Origin of the sequence: Chryseobacterium tagetis (genome assembly GCF_016735585.2) — a bacterium.
GTDB lineage: Bacteria > Bacteroidota > Bacteroidia > Flavobacteriales > Weeksellaceae > Chryseobacterium > Chryseobacterium tagetis.
Genome location: NZ_JAERSE020000004.1, coordinates 417,471 through 433,958, shown reverse-complemented (window position 1 = coordinate 433,958; position 16,488 = coordinate 417,471). Strand labels below are relative to the sequence as shown.

The window sequence follows — 16,488 nt, the reverse complement described above, 5'->3', positions numbered from 1 at the left end:
GAATTTTTAAAACTTAATAAATGACTCAAAATATTGAAAAACTAAACAGTGTTCTTACGTATGTAAAAAATACATTTGTAGGTAAAAATGATGTGGTAGATTTATTGGGAATCTGCTTATTGGCAAGAGAAAATGCCTTTTTATATGGTCCTCCCGGAACCGCAAAATCGGCTCTCGTAAGAACACTGGCAAAAACCGTAAAAGACGGAAAGAACTTCGAATATCTTTTAACCAGATTTACAGAACCGAATGAAATTTTCGGACCTTTTGATATCCGGAAACTGAAAGAAGGTGAACTTTTTACCAATACAGACGGAATGATGCCTGAAGCTTCAGTAGTTTTTCTGGACGAAATTTTCAATGCCAATTCTGCAATACTGAATTCCCTTTTAATGGCTTTAAACGAAAAGATTTTCAAAAGAGGGAAAGAAACCAAGCATCTTCCTGCATTGATGTTCGTGGGAGCGAGTAATGTTCTTCCTGAAGATGAAGCGCTGAATGCCCTTTTCGACCGTTTTTTAGTGAGAATCAATGTGGATTATGTGAATCCTGATCTTCTTCAGCAGGTTCTTTTGGCCGGAAGAAAACTTGAAACGACAACAGATTCGGAAATTCCGGAGATTTTAGCGCATGAAATAAAAGAACTCCAGTCATTATGCAAAACAGTAGATCTGAAACCGGTTTATGAAGTATATCTTAATACGATTATCAGCCTTAGAAATACAGGAATTACCATCTCAGATCGTAGAGCGGTAAAAATGCAGAACCTGATTGCTGCAAGTGCTCTGATTTGCGGAAGAAACGAAGCAATTCTGTCAGATTTATGGGTGTTGAAGCATATTTGGGATACCGAAGAACAAATAGAAATTCTGGAAGGAATCATCAATAGAACGATTGAAAAAGAAGACAACCCTCAATCTCATCCGCAGGCGTTACAGAATAAAACGCCGAATCCAGAAGAAGTGATGAAGGATGTGAAAATTCTGATCGATCAGTGGGAAATCGGAGGACTGAGCTTTGAAGAACAGAATGTAATCAAAGACAAATTAAGGTATCTTCAAACCCGTTGCGACTGGATTGCCAATGCAGAACAGAAACAGTTTATCCAAAAAGAAATTGAAATCTTATGGCAGAAGATCCTTCAGAGCGCTTAAAAGAATTTTGGGCTGAAATTCCCCGAAAAGAAGAATACGCTTTAGGTGCTGTCCGCGACTGGAAAAATATTCAGATTGCGGCAGATGATGATTGTATCTGGCTAAAAGGTTTTACCCTTGAACAGGTGGTTTCAACAGAAGTTAAGATGCTTCCTAACTTTATAATTTATGAATTAAAGAACGGCCTTTTATTCAAAAGAAATGCTTTGGTTCCGACTAAAAAGGTAAGAACAGCGTTGCTTTGGTCATCGATCGATAAAGCATTGAGATTAACATTTCCTCCATCCAATCATAATTTTTTTTCAACAGATGAAAAGATTGAGGTCCATCTCAAAAAAGGAGACAATGAATCTTCCGCGACGGCACTTTTATGCCCTATTGATGATATTAAAAATCAGATTGTGGAACTTCCTAAGTTTAAACTGGAAAAATTGAATTGGATGATTGTAGATGATAACGCTTTGTTTCTGGGAACTCCGTTGCTGGGTTTTCCGGGAAAAACGTTTTGGATGAAAGACCATCATCTTTTACCGAGCGGATTTGATTTTGAATTTAAAAATCTAAGCGCATTATTACAGAAAAAATATAACAAAGATTCAGACAAATGGTTGCTGTGGGATGAAAGCGGAAGTTATCTGCCAATCAATAAAGATGATTTCAGGAAATTATCCGTAAGCTCATTCCGTCTGACTCAAAAAGCGAGAGAATGGATTTAGTAAGTTATTTTCAGTCATACGAAGATTATTTCTGGGAATGGATCACAGATAAGGATGTTCGTGACCCTTCGGGATACCTTGAAAATAATCTGATTTCGATTCCTAATGTGGGGGTTATCGGTTACAGACCCTATATTATTGAAGTTTTAAAAGAATTGCAAACACAGGGTTTTCCGCGTTTCGGACCTTTTCTTCTGACGATGTATGCGACTCAGGATGGTTATCTTAATCTTGACGGAATTTTTTATTTTTTAAGAAAACTGAGAACAGAAGAAACGAGTTCTTTTAATCTGGATATTACAAATGCCTGTCAGTTGCTGGAAAATCTTAGCAGAGTTGGCAATTCAATGAAGAAAGGACAGAACAGGATCAACCTTTTTCAGACGCTTTTTAAAGATTCAGTTTATTCTGTTTCTGCCGAAGAATCTGAATATATTCTGACTACGTATTACAGAGGTCCGCAGAAAATTGGTGATTCAGCTCATCAATTATTATTAACCAGTGATGTCTTTTATAAAGATATTGAGACTTTATCCCATATTCATAATAAGTTTCCAACAACGGAATCTATCATTAAAATCATGCAGGGTTGGGTAGAAGAACCGGAAATAAAAGAAGAGGTAACCGAAGAAAGAACGACTACAGAATCTGAAAAAGATTTTATCCAGGAGCTTATTGAAGAACCCAAAACTTTTCAGGTAGGAAGTTTAATTAAAAGAATCTGGAGCGGGCTTAAAATACCGATGAAACATCTCTCTCCCGGAGAACAGCCGATTGGAGGAGTTTCAGATATTGCCAACAAAGGAGAACTTCACAGAATGCTGCTGTCAGAATTTGCGAATGAAGATGAGGTTTTTATGAACCGTGTCGCCAACAATGAAGCCCTGTATATCCAGAGAGAAATACCACCTGAAGAAAATGTTTTCGAAAGAATTATCCTCATAGACACTTCCCTGAAAAACTGGGGAACTCCGAAAGTGTTGTCTTTTGCTTCAGCTCTTGCCGTGATAAAGCATCCCAAAGCACATTCCGAATGCAAAGTCTATGCGTTAGGACAATCCAGTATTGCTATGACTTTGGATACGGTGGAAGAAGTCATTGAAAACCTGAATCTGGTAAGCGGAACATTGGATGTTTCGGAAACACTGGATCTATTTTTCAAAAAAGAACGCTCAGAGAAAGACCTTGAAGTCTTTTTTATCACAAATCATGAAAATTTGGCTAATGAACATCTTCAGAAAGTCATTCATGAAAACAGAAACCGGTTAAAATTTTTGGTAACCACTGCTGCAGATGGAGAGCTGAATTTTTATAAACATCATTTAGGCGCAAGAAAACATATCCAGAAAATCCTGCTTCCATTGAAAGAACTTTGGGCAGATCCTCCTTACAGGAAATTTAAAAAAACGATCAGCCGGAATACCAAAGGCGGGAAAACAGAAGTTCCTCTCAACTATCCTTTACTGCTTCCGATTTCGAAGCAGAAGATCGCGAAATTTATGTATGAAGGAGAGTTTTTTATTGTAAGCAGTAAAAAACAACTGTTGAGAACCTATCTTTCAGATAATTATTACAACAAGAAATACTATAGTGTGTACAGCATTTTGAAGGGCTGTGAAGTATTGTTTGAAGATATTTCCGTGAAAGACCAGGGAATGTTTGCTTTAGCTAAAAATAAACAGCAGGAATTTATTCTCTGTCAGTATCAGCCGGATAAAAACTTAGTTTCAAAACTCAATATCAAAACAAAAGAATATTCTGAACTGAATGTTTCTGGCTTTGATGTGCCTGTGAATATGGAACTGGTATATTTTAACAGACATTTTTATCTGCATCAAAGTGCTTTGCCTACCATTTTTGAGATCAATCTGGAAGGAGAGGTTTCCTTGGAACCCGTGAAAAACGATCCTGAGATTGCTAAAAATCTGGATAAAGTAAAAATTGAGGTCGATAAACTTCAGCACAACGCTTATAATTTTATCAGTAGTTTTATCCATATCGGCATTAATGAAAATCGTAATCTGGTGGTCTCTAAAAATGAACTGAGATTTTGGGGAACTTCGATCTCCTTATTTAAAAACCAATCCCCATTTTTTTTGGTAGCCGATCAGAATAAAAATAAATTTACGTTTTCAGACGGAAGCGAAATCATTGCAGATTCCCGTGGAATGCTCACTTTCAGGAGTATTAATTCCAATATTCCGGAATTTTATATGCCGACTACCGTAAATGCTGTTATGGCATTGGCGACAGAGGCTGAGTTTGGCGGGGCAGAATATTTTTTGCCGGATCATACGCTGTTGAAAGTAAGAACAATTGCTGAAATGTATGAAGATTACTTACAACCTTTTATAGATCAAGTATTGGAATATGGAGTTGAAAATTAGACCGTTTCCGAAAAATAATTATCCCAAAAGAGGCCTTCTCATAAGAAGCGCTTCATCTTTGGATTGGCTTCGCGAAATAGAATCATTGGGAATTGATCTTGCTAATGTACAGTCATTTCCAATACCTTCCCTTGAATCGAACGTTCTGTACGGCTGCTTCATTGTTTTTGGAGGATATGCTCCGGGAGAAATCGGAAAAAACTCCTACTTTCAATGTTTTGACAGCAAATTATTTATTCCTGAAAATACAGATTTTTATCCTAAAATAAATTCAGAGGACTGGAAAACTATAGAAGCTAAATACATTATCATACATCCTGACTTCGGATTGGTAAAGCTGAATGAAACCATAGATTGGATTTCATTATTACTGGAATCTCCGAAAACAGAAGCCAGAGTAAAAAAGCCCTCAAACGGAGTATTCATTCCACAAAAGATAAAAAGCTACAAAGTGGATATGAATGATGATGAATTGCTGGAAAGCCTTCTGAATCCCATCACAGATGAAGAATGGATGAAGAATCTCCCATTTGATATGGCGAAACTGAAAGCAGGAGATCCTGATGAAATTTTGAAATACATCGAATATTTAAAAAAATACCCTGAACGCGCAGTGTATCTGGGAATTCCGTTAGATATTCATTCCACTTTGCGGGGTGGCTTCGGCAATTTCGATTGGGGAATGTTTGGCGGTTCAGGATTAGATGCTATTGAAAATACACCGCAAGAAACTGGCTCAATAGGTAAAATGACGGGTCCGCAGAAAGGCTTTGCACTTTTTCTGGCCATGATTGTGATTATCATTTTTGCGATTGATTTTGGGAGAAATCAGGCAAGACAGGAACAGGAAATTTCTACGGATCTGTCCAGCGAAAATACTATTGAAACGAATCCTTATAGTGAAAATGGCGAAGGATTGGTTTTCGAATCCGGATTTACAGAGATCGACAATAAGGTTGATGTTTTTTTTGGCGATGAAAGGAGTTGGCTGATCAGTGATTATAAACGAATGGTCAATACCAAAGAAGGGAAAGAGGAAATGGTAAGGGAAATCGAGAAGTACAGAGCCAAAGAAAAGAAATTCAGAGATTCATTAAAAAAAATCTATCTGGAAAAAATAGATCAGGTAGTAGCGCTCAAAACAAAGAATTATCATAAGAAAGTTCTCGATTCTATCATGAAAGACTCCTCAAGCAAGATGTCCAAAGGATCAAAAGAGCTCTATGCAGATGACGTACTGGAAATAAGAAAAAGATTGATCAGGGATTCTCTGGCTAGAATTTATGGGACTTCGCATGAAACAGACCCTCAAATCGTCTTTAATGAAAACGCCGGAAGAGATGCCTCAAAAGCAGCACAGGATGCTCAGGTAAAAAGAGAAATTTCAATTTCGGAAGTAGTTTGGCTGTTGCTTGCCGCTATCGGAATCATTGGAGTGTACTCCTATTTTGTCAGAAAAAAACCTTTATATATGGGAGGAAAATATGTATCAGACGGGATAAAACTGATTCTGATTGCTATTTTAGCAGTTTCATTACTGTATATTTTCTATCCCCTTATCAATTCTTTCGGGTACAACTGGCTCGTTTGGCTGTTGATTGCCGGTGTGATTATTCTCCTTTACCGTTTGTTTAATGAAGATGAAAACATTTTAAAATCAGGGAAAAAATGAAAAAGCAGAAGTTTTTAGAAAAGTTTTTGACGGCCTTTTTTATTCTCGTGATTTTTAAGGTTATTGCCATTATTGCCCAGTCATCCCGAATGAATTTGGAAAATATCCTGGGAAGTGTATTCAAGTTTATATTCTTTGCTGCGATTGCCATTGTGCTTATAGTGATTTTGCAAAATCAGGAAAAAGACCCGTTACCTCCTCCGTCAACAAAAACGTATGGAGGCGGCGGTGGTTCATATATAGATACTTCATTGTTTGATAAACTGAGAAGTATGTATGAAGATATTGCCAGAAAGCATATTGAGGATAATGAATATAAAAAAGCGGCTATCGTTTATATGAATCTTTTAAAAGATAATTATCGGGCAGCGTCAACATTGGAACAAGGAGGTTTTTACAATGAAGCGGCGGTAGTTTTTCTGAGGAAAGTACAAAGTAAAGTAGATGCAGCGAACTGTTATGTAAAAGCAAAACAATACGATAAAGCGATTGTACTCTACAAAGAACTTCAGCAAAAAGAAAAAGTGGGAGATCTGTATAAAGAGATTAATGATCTTGAAAATGCATATCTGTTTTACCAGATGGTTGTTGATGATTATTTGCAGAGCCATCAGATGGTAAAAGCATCTTCGATTTATAGAAATAAAATGGAATCTTCCGAACAGGCTCAACAGGTTTTATTACAAGGCTGGAGAGAAAACAAAGAAGCATTAAACAGTCTTACTACGTACTTTTTGAATATTTCTGACATCAATACACTCGAAAAAGAAATTCAGCATTTATATAATGAAATCTCTTCCGATAAAAAGCTCATGTATCTGGAAGCCATGAAAATTGAATTTAAAAAAGATCAACGATTACAGAAACCAACAAGGGATATTGCTTACAGCATTATTGCTGAAAACATCAACAGCCGTTCCGAAATTGTAAATGATCTGAAACATTTCAATCCAGGTGATGAGGTGATTTTGAAAGATATCTCGAGGTATAAAACAGGAAGAAATAAAATGTTCAGGAATTAATAGTATTTACAAATGAAATAGTTAATGCCTAAATAGAATGGATAATACTAAAAAGTATCTTTTTATAAAATATGAAGGTAAAAATGTCTACGAAATCGTGGATGAGATGATGGTGAAATATAAATCTCCACTGTTTGCAGTAAAGAAACTCAGAGAAATTTTACCTGCTCTTTCTTTAATGGAAGCTAAAGAAATTGTAACTATAAGAACGAGTGAGCATAAAAGTCTGGAGGATTATCAGAAAAGTTTATTTGATTATCTTGAAGAATTGGATAAAGAAAAAGGAAATGAAAATGAATGAAAACCACGGTTGCAATACCCATTTTTATTCCCCTCAACTGTGAAAATTATAAAAAAACAAAGAAAAAGATTTATCTTTGCCCCGACAAAATTATGACAATACAAAGAGCACATATCAGTTTAAATCTATGCGATCGCCCTGTACTAAAGGGATCGTTTGGATATGAATGCATGATGTTGGATGAGGCGAAATGTGCTTGCTTTGAAAATTATTTACTGTAAACCCGTAAAAATTAAATCAAAATACCGCAAAAACGCCTCGATATTCGAGGCGTTTTTTGTGTTTTCAGGGCAGAAATTATTTAGAATGAAAAAAAATAACCATAAAAATGAAAATTATTTAATAACAAATGAACAATTAATAACAAAATAAGGAGTGATAAGTAACCCGATGAGAGACAGTCATTTAGGTATTTAAAACATCTGCAACATATTGCGGACAGGAATTTCTTATGCTAAAAAATGAATTTAATTAACTGATTTTCAAATAGTTGAATCAAAAATAAATTTGTGAGTTAAAAAATTTCACGCTTACTTTGCAACCGAAAATTGAAAGCAACAAGTTTTCAGCCTTTCAAAAAAACTTTTTTAAAACAAGAACAATACAATGAAGCAATTTAATAACATATCTAATCCACATTCAAGATTACACGGACAAGAGCTGATGGGGCAGGATTATGCTTGTATTATTCTTCTTGATAGTGAATTTGTGAAAAAAAGGTGCTTATATACATGGGTCAGCTAATGAACTGACACGTCTGAAAATATAAAGCGCCTCCCGAAAAGAGGCGCTTTTTTTATGGTTTCTTTAGCTTATTTGGTAAAGCGTCGGTCTGTGGAACCGGAGAACAGGGTTCGATCCCCGGAGATACCCCAAATTGTAAAATCGTATAGCTCAATAGGTTGGAGCATCGACCTGATACGTCGAAGGGTGAAGGTTCGAATCCTTCTGCGATTACAAAAACAATCTCATAGCTCAAATAGGTAGAGCACCGGTCTTTTAAACCGGGGGTTGAAAGTTCAAATCTTTCTGGGATTACAATAGGTTCCGTGGCTCAATGGATAGAGCATGGGTTTTCTAAACCCAGGGTTACAGGTTCGAGTCCTGTCGGAATCACAAAAGGAGAGTAGGCAAATATTGGATTGTTGCGGCTTACTGCTAATGAGTTCTACGACAGTAGTGAAGGTTCGATTCCTTTGCTCTCCGCAAAAAAGGTCTATTGAGGTAATGGCTAACCTTCCCGACTGTCTCTCGGGCACTGCGAGTTCGATTCTCGCATAGACCGCAAAGATTCGCTGAAAATATCAGATCCGACTGTCTCTCGGAAATGAATGGAAGGTGAATCTGCAAAACTGGAAAGATAACGGTGGTTGTTTACCCGTCTTGGACGCGGGAGGTCGCAAGTTCGAATCTTGCTTTCCAGACAACAAAATACGATTTCGTAGTTCAATAGGTTAGAGCATCGGTCTGATACACCGAAGGTTGAAGGTTCGAGTCCTTCCGAAATTACAAAACGATTCTGTAGCTCAATGGTAGAGCACTGGTCTGTTAAACCAGAAGTTGAAAGTTCGAATCTTTCCGGAATCGCAAATAACTAAATGTTAATTGTTTCAAATGAGAGAAAGAAAAGGCCTGTCGAGAGCAGAAGATCTTTACGCCAAAAAAACACAAAAATATAGACAGGCTTTTTCTCAACTCAAAAATTAAAAATAATTATAAATGGATGAGAAAGTTTTAAACATAATATAAATTTTAGATAAAATAAAGTTTGTCAAAGCGAAGGAGTTCTTATATCAAACTAAAATTAAGACAGACTTTATTTTTTACTTAAAATCTTGAAATTATAAAGAATAGAAATATCAATTATCATTTATCTCTTATCAATTATAATAAAAAAGGATGGTTCGCCGAAGTGGAAGAGTCGGGGCGGTCTGCAAAACCGTTGCGTAAGCTGAGTGGGTTTGAATCCCATAACCATCTCAAATAACTAAAATGAGATTAGTTCCGAAGAAAAGAAAAAGTTTGTCGAGCGAAGAAGTTCTTATATCAAACTAAAAATTAAAGACAGGCTTTGTTTTTCTTCACAAGAAAGAAGTTAGATGATTTAGAACACGACATGTTCATCAATTATAATTTATCAATTATCATCTATAAAAAGGGAAGTACGCCGAAGTTGGAGAGTCGGGGGCAGACTGTAAATCTGTTGCTTCATTGCTGAGCAGGTTCGAATCCTGCTACTTCCACCAACACCGCTTATAATGTAATGGCAGCATGCAGGAAATGTACTCTTGTTGTTCAGGTTCGAATCCTGGTTAGTGGTCAAAAAGTGAATTAAAGATAGTTTGTTGATAATTCACAAATCAACGCTCTATTCGTCTAACGGTGAGGACGCCTGCCTTTCGAGCAGAAAACAAGGGTTCGATTCCCTTATAGAGTACAGATTAAATAGGAACGGGAAGGATTTTGTCAAGCGTAGAAGATCTTTACAAAAACATTACAGGCATAGTTTATAATTCGACAAGCCTTCTCAGACCTAAATTTATAAATGATAATCGATAAATTATAATTGATGAAAAGGCAATGGTTTACAATCATTTATCTCTAATCAATTATCATTTATAATAAATCCGCGGGAATGGTGGAAATGGTAGACACACTTGATTTAGGCTCAAGGTTTTGAGGGTTCGACTCCCTCTTCCCGTACAAAAGCATAGTTGATAAATCATCAATGATATAAGCAACAATGGTATAACTTATCAATTATCATTCATAAACTTGGAAGAGTGGTGTAGCAGGTCTGCACGTTAGTCTGAAAAACTAAAGGTACAGGTTCGATTCCTGTCTGTTCCGCGAAATATAGTCGATAAATAATCAATGATTAATCCAGAAAATAAAATCAATTATCGTTCATCATTTATCAATTATAATTAAAACTGATTCATAGTGTAATTGGTCAGCACACAAGACTTTGACTCTTGTTGTTCAGGTTCGAGTCCTGATGAATCAACAAATTTTGCATTAAAAAACTCTGTGTTCTTAGCTGAGTGAAACGCCTTTGCGAACTTAAAAACAGATAGTAGGAAAAAAAACTTAGCGCACTTTGCGTTAAAACAAATATTTAAACAAAGACAAAACAAAACATGTAGAAAAAATGGAAACGCAACAACAAATATGGCAGAACATGACCGGAAAAATTTTCCAGGATTCTATCACGCAGCTGGTAGAAAAAGCCATCATCCGCGAACAGGCAAATGGGCACCGACTGAAAGTATGTGTGGGTTCAGATTCACACGTTTACGGGGATGCCATCAATTATGCTACGGCAGTTGTCTTTATTCGTGAGGGAAAAGGAGCGTTTACCTTTATCAGAAAAGAAAGAGAAATACAGAATATCAGTATCAAAGAGCGAATGCTGAATGAGGTGAACAAATCCGTAGAAATCGCTTATGCAATTTGCTCTATTCTGGAAACTTATGATGTGGAAATGGAGGTACACGCAGACATTAACACCGATCCGGATTTCAAATCCAATGTTGCTTTAAAAGATGCAATGGGATACATTCTGGGAATGGGATATGTGTTTAAAGCGAAACCTTTTGCCTTTGCAAGTTCAAATTGTGCTGATATGATGGTGTAATAATTTGAAAGCGGGAAATTGTAATATTAAAATATTCCTGCTTTCAATTTCCGTTATCTAAATATTTCAAATTAAAAAACTAAAAAAAATGACTCACAATAGAATAGCCATCATAGGTTTACATGAACAGGAATATAAATATATACGTGAACGTTTTGATGGACTGATTATTTGGCATCAGTCGGTTCCTAAAATAAAAGTAGTTAACAAAACCTTGTATGTTGAAAAAATGCAAGGAGTAGGAATGCTTCCGGTGGATAAAATTATTTATCACGGAATTTTTGAAAATGATCTGGATTTTATTTCAGGGTTGGCCTTATGGAATGGTCCATGCTTTCCGAACGCCTATGGAATGTTAGAATGCAGATTAAAAATCTCATGCCTGGTAAAAGCTATGAAGTATTCAAAATTTAAATCTGCAAGAGGTTTTATCTCTGAGGGAGCATATATAAATACAGAAACAGATTTGGTCGCAAAATGGGGAAATTGGCATTGTGGAGAGAATAAACATAAGTTTACAGGAAGTTGGGAAAGTTCGGAAAATGCTGTTTTAGAACCTTATTTTGAAGGAGAAGCGGTAAGGGTTTTAAATATAGGAGAAAGATCATGGCAGATCAAACTTGAAGGAGAAACATGGTTAAAATCAATTCATCCCGATCACGTAAAATTGATGGAAATCGATGCTGAACTTTTAGAAGATACCTTGGCTTTAAAAGAAAAAATAGAAATGGACATCATTGGCAATGACTATATCGTTCAAAAAGACGGAACAAAACATTTATTAGAAATCAATCATATTCCAGATATCACAAGATTTGAAGAAGTGAGACTACATTTTCTGAATACAGTGGTAGAATGGATTCATAAAAACTAAGCAATGGAAATAACAAAAAGATTACTGTTTCTGGACGATATAAGATATCCGATTGAGGCTTATCATTATACCAAACAGGATATTTTTCTCAGAAACGACTGGCATATCGTTAGAAATTACGATCAGTTTGTCAACAGTATTTTGGAAAAAGGACTTCCGGAAATGATCTCTTTTGACCACGACCTTGCTGATGAACATTATCTGGAACCAAATTCTCAAGAATTTGTTGAAAAAACAGGCTACGATTGTGCAAAATGGTTGGTAGAGTATTGTATGGATAATGATGCAGACTTGCCAAAATTTTATTGCCATTCAATGAATCCTGTTGGAAAGCAAAATATTGAAAGCCTTTTAAAGAATTTCAAAAACTATTAAAAATTAAAAAAATGATTTTCAAAACATATAACTCCATAGAAAACGCTTACCAAACCCGCGTGATCGATCAGATCAGAATACAGGGTTTTGGCGATGAGGTTTTCATTGTGCAGGAGAAAGTTCATGGCGCTAATTTCTCTTTCTTCACCGACGGAAAGGAAATTAAAATTGCGAAAAGAACCGCTTTCATTGAAAAAGATGAAAAGTTCTTCAATGCATATCAGATTTTAGAACGTTACAGAAAAAATGTAATTGAAGTTTTCGAAAAAGTGAAAACGATGCATCCAGATGTTGAAACTGTGGTAATATACGGTGAATTGTTCGGAGGTGGTTACAAACATAAAGAAGTAGAACCTGTAAAAGATGCAATTAAAGTTCAAAAAGGTGTTGAATATGCACCTCACAACGAATTTTACGCATTCGATATTAAATTAAATGGAACTACCTATTTAGATACAGATTTTGTTAACCAAATTTTTGAAAAAACCGGATTTTTCTATGCAAAAATCTTATTTCAAGGAACTTTGGATGAAGCTTTAAATTATCCGAATACTTTCGATTCTAACATTCCGGTTTGGTTGGGATTACCCGAAATTGAAAATAACAGGTGTGAAGGAACGATTGTTAAAACTTTGAAGACCAAATATTTTGGAAACGGCTCAAGAGTCATTTTGAAAAATAAAAATGAAAAATGGATCGAAAAATCTAAAGTAGTAAGAAAGCAGGAAAAAACTGTTCAAAAACAAATCAATTTTAGCGAAAAAGCTCAGAATATTTGGGAAGAAATCCAAAAATATACGACTGTTAACAGATTGAATAACGTTGTCAGCAAAATTGGTGAATTTGAGCCTAAAATGATTGGAAAAGTGATCGGTCTTTTTGCTCAGGATATTTTAGAGGATTTCGAAAAGGATTTTCCAGATGTCTTCAAAACCATAGAAAAGGAAGAACAAAAAAGAATCAACAAAAAGTTGAACTCTTTAGTGATTGATATTGTAAAAGAAGAATTAATTTCCGCAAAAGTGTAGTTTTGGTAAGTTACCGATGAATGAAAATTTTTGCGTTAAAACAGATTAAAAATGAAAAAGATAAGTACACTATTTAAAAAAGATATACATAATTTAGGAAGAGTTATTAACGAAATTAATCCTGAAAATAACTGGGTTTTTGACGGAAAAGCTGTTGCCACACAAAAGTTTGATGGTTCTGCATGTGCAGTAATCAACGGTAAATTATACAAAAGATACGATGCAAAGAAAGGAAAAACAGCTCCTGAAGGTGCAATTCCGTGTCAGGAAGCAGATCTTATTACCGGTCATCATCCGCATTGGGTAGAATGTGATAACAATAAAAAAGACGATCAATACTTCTGGGAAGGCTTCAATGCTTTGGCTGAATCGGGCAGGGTAGAAGACGGTACTTACGAACTTATCGGTGAGAAAGTACAAGGAAATCCTGAAAATATTAAAGGTCATTTACTGGTAAAGCATGGATATAATATTCTTAGTTTAGAAAGTTTAGATTTTGAATTCATCAAGAACTTTTTGAGCAATCCTGAGAATAATATGGAAGGTATCGTTTTCCATCATACAGCGGATCACCGTATGTGCAAGATCAGGAAATCTGATTTTGGTGTACGTAGAAAAACGTCAAAAGAACTTATTGTTTAAAATAAAGATTAAGTTTCGGTAATTCATTTTATCGAAGCTTTTTTGCATTTTGAATTTGACGAGATATTTGTCATTCTGACGAAGGAAGAATCTCAGCATTTAAATAGATCCTTCATTTCATTGTGCTACATTCATAATGATAGTTCGGGTGATAAAATGTAATTAAAAAAAATAAAAAAATGATACAAGCAGAAATAAAAAGTCTTTTAAAAGAAGACATCAGTATATTAATAAAAATTTCAAATTCAGGAAAGCATTATTTGTGTGATTGCGGTGAAGCGAGTTTGCTGACGGTAAAAGAAATTCAGTCTGTTTCGGCAGTTTTTATCAGTCATACTCACATTGATCACTTTTCAAATTTTGACGGAATTTTTAGACATCAGATTGGAAGTGGTGAAAAAATCATGGTTTGCGGACCAAAAAATATTCATCAACAAATTGAAGCGAGGTTAAAATCTTATACTTGGAATTTAGTAGATGAAAATGCAATTGAATATGAAATCCGAGAGATTGTTTCAAAAGAAGAAATTAATATCTATACAATTCGTCCGCCACATTGGAATCTTGAATTGATAAAAAAGCAGAATTTCCTTTTTGAAGATGAATATGTGAATGTTGATTTTGCCATTCTCGATCACAAAACAGATTCCATCGCTTATTTATTCAAAGAAAAAGATTCGGTTACTTTTAATGAAAAAGATTCTGCATTTAGAAAAGGAAAGTGGATCAGTGAATTGAAAACGGCTTTTGAAAATAATGATCCTGACAAAGATATTCAGATTGAAGAAACAATTTATAAAGCTTCAGATTTATTCCATTTTTTAATACGAAATACAGGTTTCAAGTTGGGCGTAATTATGGACCATAACGTGTGTGAAGACAATTACGAAAAAATTAAAACTGTTTTCAAAAAGGCAGATAAGGTTTATATTGAAACATTTTACAAAGATGAAGATCAGGAATTTGCGAAGATCAACTATCACAGTTTCGCTTCTGCATCTGGAAAAATCATGAATGAATGTGAAGTGAAAGAAGCAGTTCCTATTCATTTTTCAAGAAGATATGTTGAAAGCGATAAACAGGAAATTGAAACCGCTTTTTATAAAGCGTTTCAAGGAAATTAATTAAAAATATGTATTAAATCGAATCTACAATTTTATCTGGCTATTTTGTCATTCTGACGTAGGAAGAATCTCAGCATTTAAATAGATTCTTCATTCCACTTTGCTACATTCAGAATGATCATGAATGACCAGTATAAAAAATAAAAACCAAATAAATTTTAAAAATTATTTTACTGCGTAAATAGAATGCGTACTTCTGATTTTACCTTTGCAAAGCTTTAGCAGCAACATCAATTCTTCTTTAGGGCACTTCTTCTCACTTCTCCTCAAACCAGAAAGAACCAAATGCAGATGAATAAAAGCAGGCAGAATAAAATTAATAAACATGAAAACAACGAATGAAATAATAATCATTGATTTAGAAGCTACATGTTGGGAAAACGACAGAATTCCGATTGGGCAAAAAGTCGATATTATAGAAATAGGAATTTGCAGATTAAACAGAACAACACAGGCAATTTCCTATAAACAAAGCATTTACGTAATTCCGGAAAGATCCAAAATTAGTAAATTTTGCATAGAACTGACCGGAATTACTCCACAACTTATCGAAGAAAAAGGAATCTATTTCGAAGAAGCATGTGAGAAAATCAGAGATGAGTATCATTCAGCTCCTCTTACTTGGGCAGGTTTTGGAAATTTTGATAAAGAGCAAATCGTAGAACAATGCGATTATCTAGGAATCGAAAATCCTTTTTCCGAAAATTATATCAATGTGATGTATCAATTCAAACAATACAACGGACTTTTTAAAATGATGGGCTTGAAAAGAGCTTTAAAGTTCCTGAATATGAATTTTGAAGGCCATCATCACAGTGGAGCAGACGATGCTTACAATGCCGCTAAGATCTTAAGAGAAATCTTGCTGTGAATTTAGGCTGGAAGTCAGAAGCTAGAGGCAGGAAGTAAATTACGCACTGCAAAAACTTCCATCTTCCCGCATCCATCTTCCATCCATTAACAATTAACTTTTTTAAACAAATGAAAACAACAGACAATATATTAATTATAGACCTCGAAGCTACGTGTTGGAATGACCGACCGCCAAGAGGTCAGGAAAGCGAGATCATAGAAATCGGAGTTTGTATTATGAATGCAACAACTGGTAAGATTTCACAAAATGAAGGAATTCTGGTAAAACCTCAATTTTCAAAAGTGAGTCCGTTCTGTACGAAACTTACTTCCATTACCCAACAAATGCTTGATGATGAAGGCGTTTTATTGGAAGATGCTTTAGATATTCTGAGAGCGGAATACGATTCTGAAGATCTGACTTGGGCAAGTTACGGAAACTATGATCTGAATATGCTTCAAGATCAGGCAAGAAGATTTCATGTCGATTATCCTTTGAGTGATGACCATATCAATGTGAAAACATTATTCGGCGAACTGCATCCTACCGTTCGTAAAAGTGTTGGAATGGCTAGAGCTTTAGGCGAACTGAATTTAAAGCTTGAAGGCACACATCACAGAGGTGTGGATGATGCTAAGAATATTGCGAAGATTTTGCATTGGTGTTTGCAGCAGTAATGTGGCAATTTAGCAATTTGTAATAA

At 35.2% G+C, this 16,488-nt stretch carries 14 protein-coding genes and 13 tRNA genes; all 27 read left to right on the top strand.

All coding sequences use genetic code 11. The features are described 5' to 3' along the window. Positions 1–20 precede the first annotated feature (20 nt). Positions 21–1,154: an AAA family ATPase gene (locus JI747_RS15965; protein WP_225689869.1), complete on the top strand. Its 1,134-nt coding sequence runs from the start codon at positions 21–23 to the stop codon at positions 1,152–1,154. Continuing rightward, a complete protein-coding gene (locus JI747_RS15960; RefSeq protein ID WP_225689868.1) occupies positions 1,127–1,870 on the top strand; it encodes a hypothetical protein in 744 nt (247 codons plus the stop codon). The genes JI747_RS15965 and JI747_RS15960 overlap by 28 nt, the downstream gene beginning before the upstream one ends. After that, positions 1,861–4,257 carry a hypothetical protein gene (locus JI747_RS15955; protein WP_225689867.1) on the top strand — a complete coding sequence of 799 codons (2,397 nt, stop codon included), beginning with the start codon at positions 1,861–1,863 and terminating at the stop codon, positions 4,255–4,257. Before JI747_RS15960 ends, JI747_RS15955 begins: the two co-directional genes overlap by 10 nt. Next, the gene (locus JI747_RS15950) at positions 4,241–5,929 is read left to right on the top strand and encodes an APC family permease (RefSeq protein ID WP_225689866.1); all 1,689 of its coding nucleotides are present in this window, start codon (positions 4,241–4,243) and stop codon (positions 5,927–5,929) included. Before JI747_RS15955 ends, JI747_RS15950 begins: the two co-directional genes overlap by 17 nt. Continuing rightward, entirely contained in the window at positions 5,926–6,951 is a 1,026-nt protein-coding gene (locus JI747_RS15945; RefSeq protein WP_225689865.1) for a tetratricopeptide repeat protein, read from the top strand. Before JI747_RS15950 ends, JI747_RS15945 begins: the two co-directional genes overlap by 4 nt. Before the next feature lie 37 nt (positions 6,952–6,988). Next, entirely contained in the window at positions 6,989–7,252 is a 264-nt protein-coding gene (locus JI747_RS15940; RefSeq protein WP_225689864.1) for a hypothetical protein, read from the top strand. 800 nt (positions 7,253–8,052) lie between these two features. Further along, positions 8,053–8,125: transfer RNA gene (locus JI747_RS15935), tRNA-His, on the top strand. Between the two features lie 10 nt (positions 8,126–8,135). Then, positions 8,136–8,209 (top strand) — tRNA-Ile (locus tag JI747_RS15930). A gap of 7 nt (positions 8,210–8,216) precedes the next feature. Further along, positions 8,217–8,290, top strand: a tRNA-Lys gene (locus JI747_RS15925). Positions 8,291–8,295: 5 nt separating this feature from the next. Further along, a tRNA-Arg gene (locus tag JI747_RS15920) sits at positions 8,296–8,368 on the top strand. 236 nt (positions 8,369–8,604) lie between these two features. Beyond that, positions 8,605–8,676, top strand: a tRNA-Pro gene (locus JI747_RS15915). An 11-nt stretch (positions 8,677–8,687) separates the two neighbouring features. Beyond that, positions 8,688–8,761, top strand: a tRNA-Ile gene (locus JI747_RS15910). Positions 8,762–8,767: 6 nt separating this feature from the next. After that, a tRNA-Asn gene (locus JI747_RS15905) sits at positions 8,768–8,839 on the top strand. Positions 8,840–9,150: 311 nt separating this feature from the next. Further along, positions 9,151–9,232, top strand: a tRNA-Cys gene (locus tag JI747_RS15900). A 178-nt stretch (positions 9,233–9,410) separates the two neighbouring features. Then, positions 9,411–9,498, top strand: a tRNA-Tyr gene (locus JI747_RS15895). 119 nt (positions 9,499–9,617) lie between these two features. Continuing rightward, positions 9,618–9,689 (top strand) — tRNA-Glu (locus JI747_RS15890). A gap of 192 nt (positions 9,690–9,881) precedes the next feature. Beyond that, positions 9,882–9,955, top strand: a tRNA-Leu gene (locus tag JI747_RS15885). 74 nt (positions 9,956–10,029) lie between these two features. After that, positions 10,030–10,102 (top strand) — tRNA-Phe (locus tag JI747_RS15880). An 84-nt stretch (positions 10,103–10,186) separates the two neighbouring features. Further along, positions 10,187–10,259: transfer RNA gene (locus JI747_RS15875), tRNA-Gln, on the top strand. A 144-nt stretch (positions 10,260–10,403) separates the two neighbouring features. Further along, positions 10,404–10,889, top strand: coding sequence for a ribonuclease H-like YkuK family protein (locus JI747_RS15870; RefSeq protein ID WP_225689863.1), 486 nt, complete (start codon positions 10,404–10,406; stop codon positions 10,887–10,889). 88 nt (positions 10,890–10,977) lie between these two features. After that, positions 10,978–11,763, top strand: a complete 786-nt coding sequence (locus JI747_RS15865) for a hypothetical protein (protein ID WP_225689862.1) — start codon at positions 10,978–10,980, stop codon at positions 11,761–11,763. A 3-nt stretch (positions 11,764–11,766) separates the two neighbouring features. Further along, positions 11,767–12,138 (top strand): cyclic-phosphate processing receiver domain-containing protein, encoded by a 372-nt coding sequence (locus JI747_RS15860; protein ID WP_225689861.1) that lies wholly within the window; start codon positions 11,767–11,769, stop codon positions 12,136–12,138. A gap of 11 nt (positions 12,139–12,149) precedes the next feature. Then, positions 12,150–13,166, top strand: a complete 1,017-nt coding sequence (locus tag JI747_RS15855; protein ID WP_225689860.1) for an RNA ligase, Rnl2 family — start codon at positions 12,150–12,152, stop codon at positions 13,164–13,166. Between the two features lie 51 nt (positions 13,167–13,217). Then, entirely contained in the window at positions 13,218–13,808 is a 591-nt protein-coding gene (locus JI747_RS15850; protein ID WP_225689859.1) for an RNA ligase 1 family protein, read from the top strand. A gap of 179 nt (positions 13,809–13,987) precedes the next feature. Beyond that, positions 13,988–14,932, top strand: coding sequence for an MBL fold metallo-hydrolase (locus JI747_RS15845; RefSeq protein WP_225689858.1), 945 nt, complete (start codon positions 13,988–13,990; stop codon positions 14,930–14,932). A 325-nt stretch (positions 14,933–15,257) separates the two neighbouring features. Continuing rightward, positions 15,258–15,803: a 3'-5' exonuclease gene (locus JI747_RS15840; protein ID WP_225689857.1), complete on the top strand. Its 546-nt coding sequence runs from the start codon at positions 15,258–15,260 to the stop codon at positions 15,801–15,803. Positions 15,804–15,913: 110 nt separating this feature from the next. Then, positions 15,914–16,462, top strand: a complete 549-nt coding sequence (locus tag JI747_RS15835) for a 3'-5' exonuclease (protein ID WP_225689856.1) — start codon at positions 15,914–15,916, stop codon at positions 16,460–16,462. Positions 16,463–16,488: the final 26 nt, after the last annotated feature.

Coding starts and splice junctions, on each gene's coding strand:
- JI747_RS15835 (WP_225689856.1), top strand. CDS start 15,914: ATGAAAACAACAGACAATATATTAATTATAGACCTCGAAGCTACGTGT.
- JI747_RS15840 (WP_225689857.1), top strand. CDS start 15,258: ATGAAAACAACGAATGAAATAATAATCATTGATTTAGAAGCTACATGT.
- JI747_RS15870 (WP_225689863.1), top strand. CDS start 10,404: ATGGAAACGCAACAACAAATATGGCAGAACATGACCGGAAAAATTTTC.
- JI747_RS15850 (WP_225689859.1), top strand. CDS start 13,218: ATGAAAAAGATAAGTACACTATTTAAAAAAGATATACATAATTTAGGA.
- JI747_RS15955 (WP_225689867.1), top strand. CDS start 1,861: ATGGATTTAGTAAGTTATTTTCAGTCATACGAAGATTATTTCTGGGAA.
- JI747_RS15860 (WP_225689861.1), top strand. CDS start 11,767: ATGGAAATAACAAAAAGATTACTGTTTCTGGACGATATAAGATATCCG.
- JI747_RS15945 (WP_225689865.1), top strand. CDS start 5,926: ATGAAAAAGCAGAAGTTTTTAGAAAAGTTTTTGACGGCCTTTTTTATT.
- JI747_RS15940 (WP_225689864.1), top strand. CDS start 6,989: ATGGATAATACTAAAAAGTATCTTTTTATAAAATATGAAGGTAAAAAT.
- JI747_RS15950 (WP_225689866.1), top strand. CDS start 4,241: ATGGAGTTGAAAATTAGACCGTTTCCGAAAAATAATTATCCCAAAAGA.
- JI747_RS15845 (WP_225689858.1), top strand. CDS start 13,988: ATGATACAAGCAGAAATAAAAAGTCTTTTAAAAGAAGACATCAGTATA.
- JI747_RS15855 (WP_225689860.1), top strand. CDS start 12,150: ATGATTTTCAAAACATATAACTCCATAGAAAACGCTTACCAAACCCGC.
- JI747_RS15965 (WP_225689869.1), top strand. CDS start 21: ATGACTCAAAATATTGAAAAACTAAACAGTGTTCTTACGTATGTAAAA.
- JI747_RS15960 (WP_225689868.1), top strand. CDS start 1,127: ATGGCAGAAGATCCTTCAGAGCGCTTAAAAGAATTTTGGGCTGAAATT.
- JI747_RS15865 (WP_225689862.1), top strand. CDS start 10,978: ATGACTCACAATAGAATAGCCATCATAGGTTTACATGAACAGGAATAT.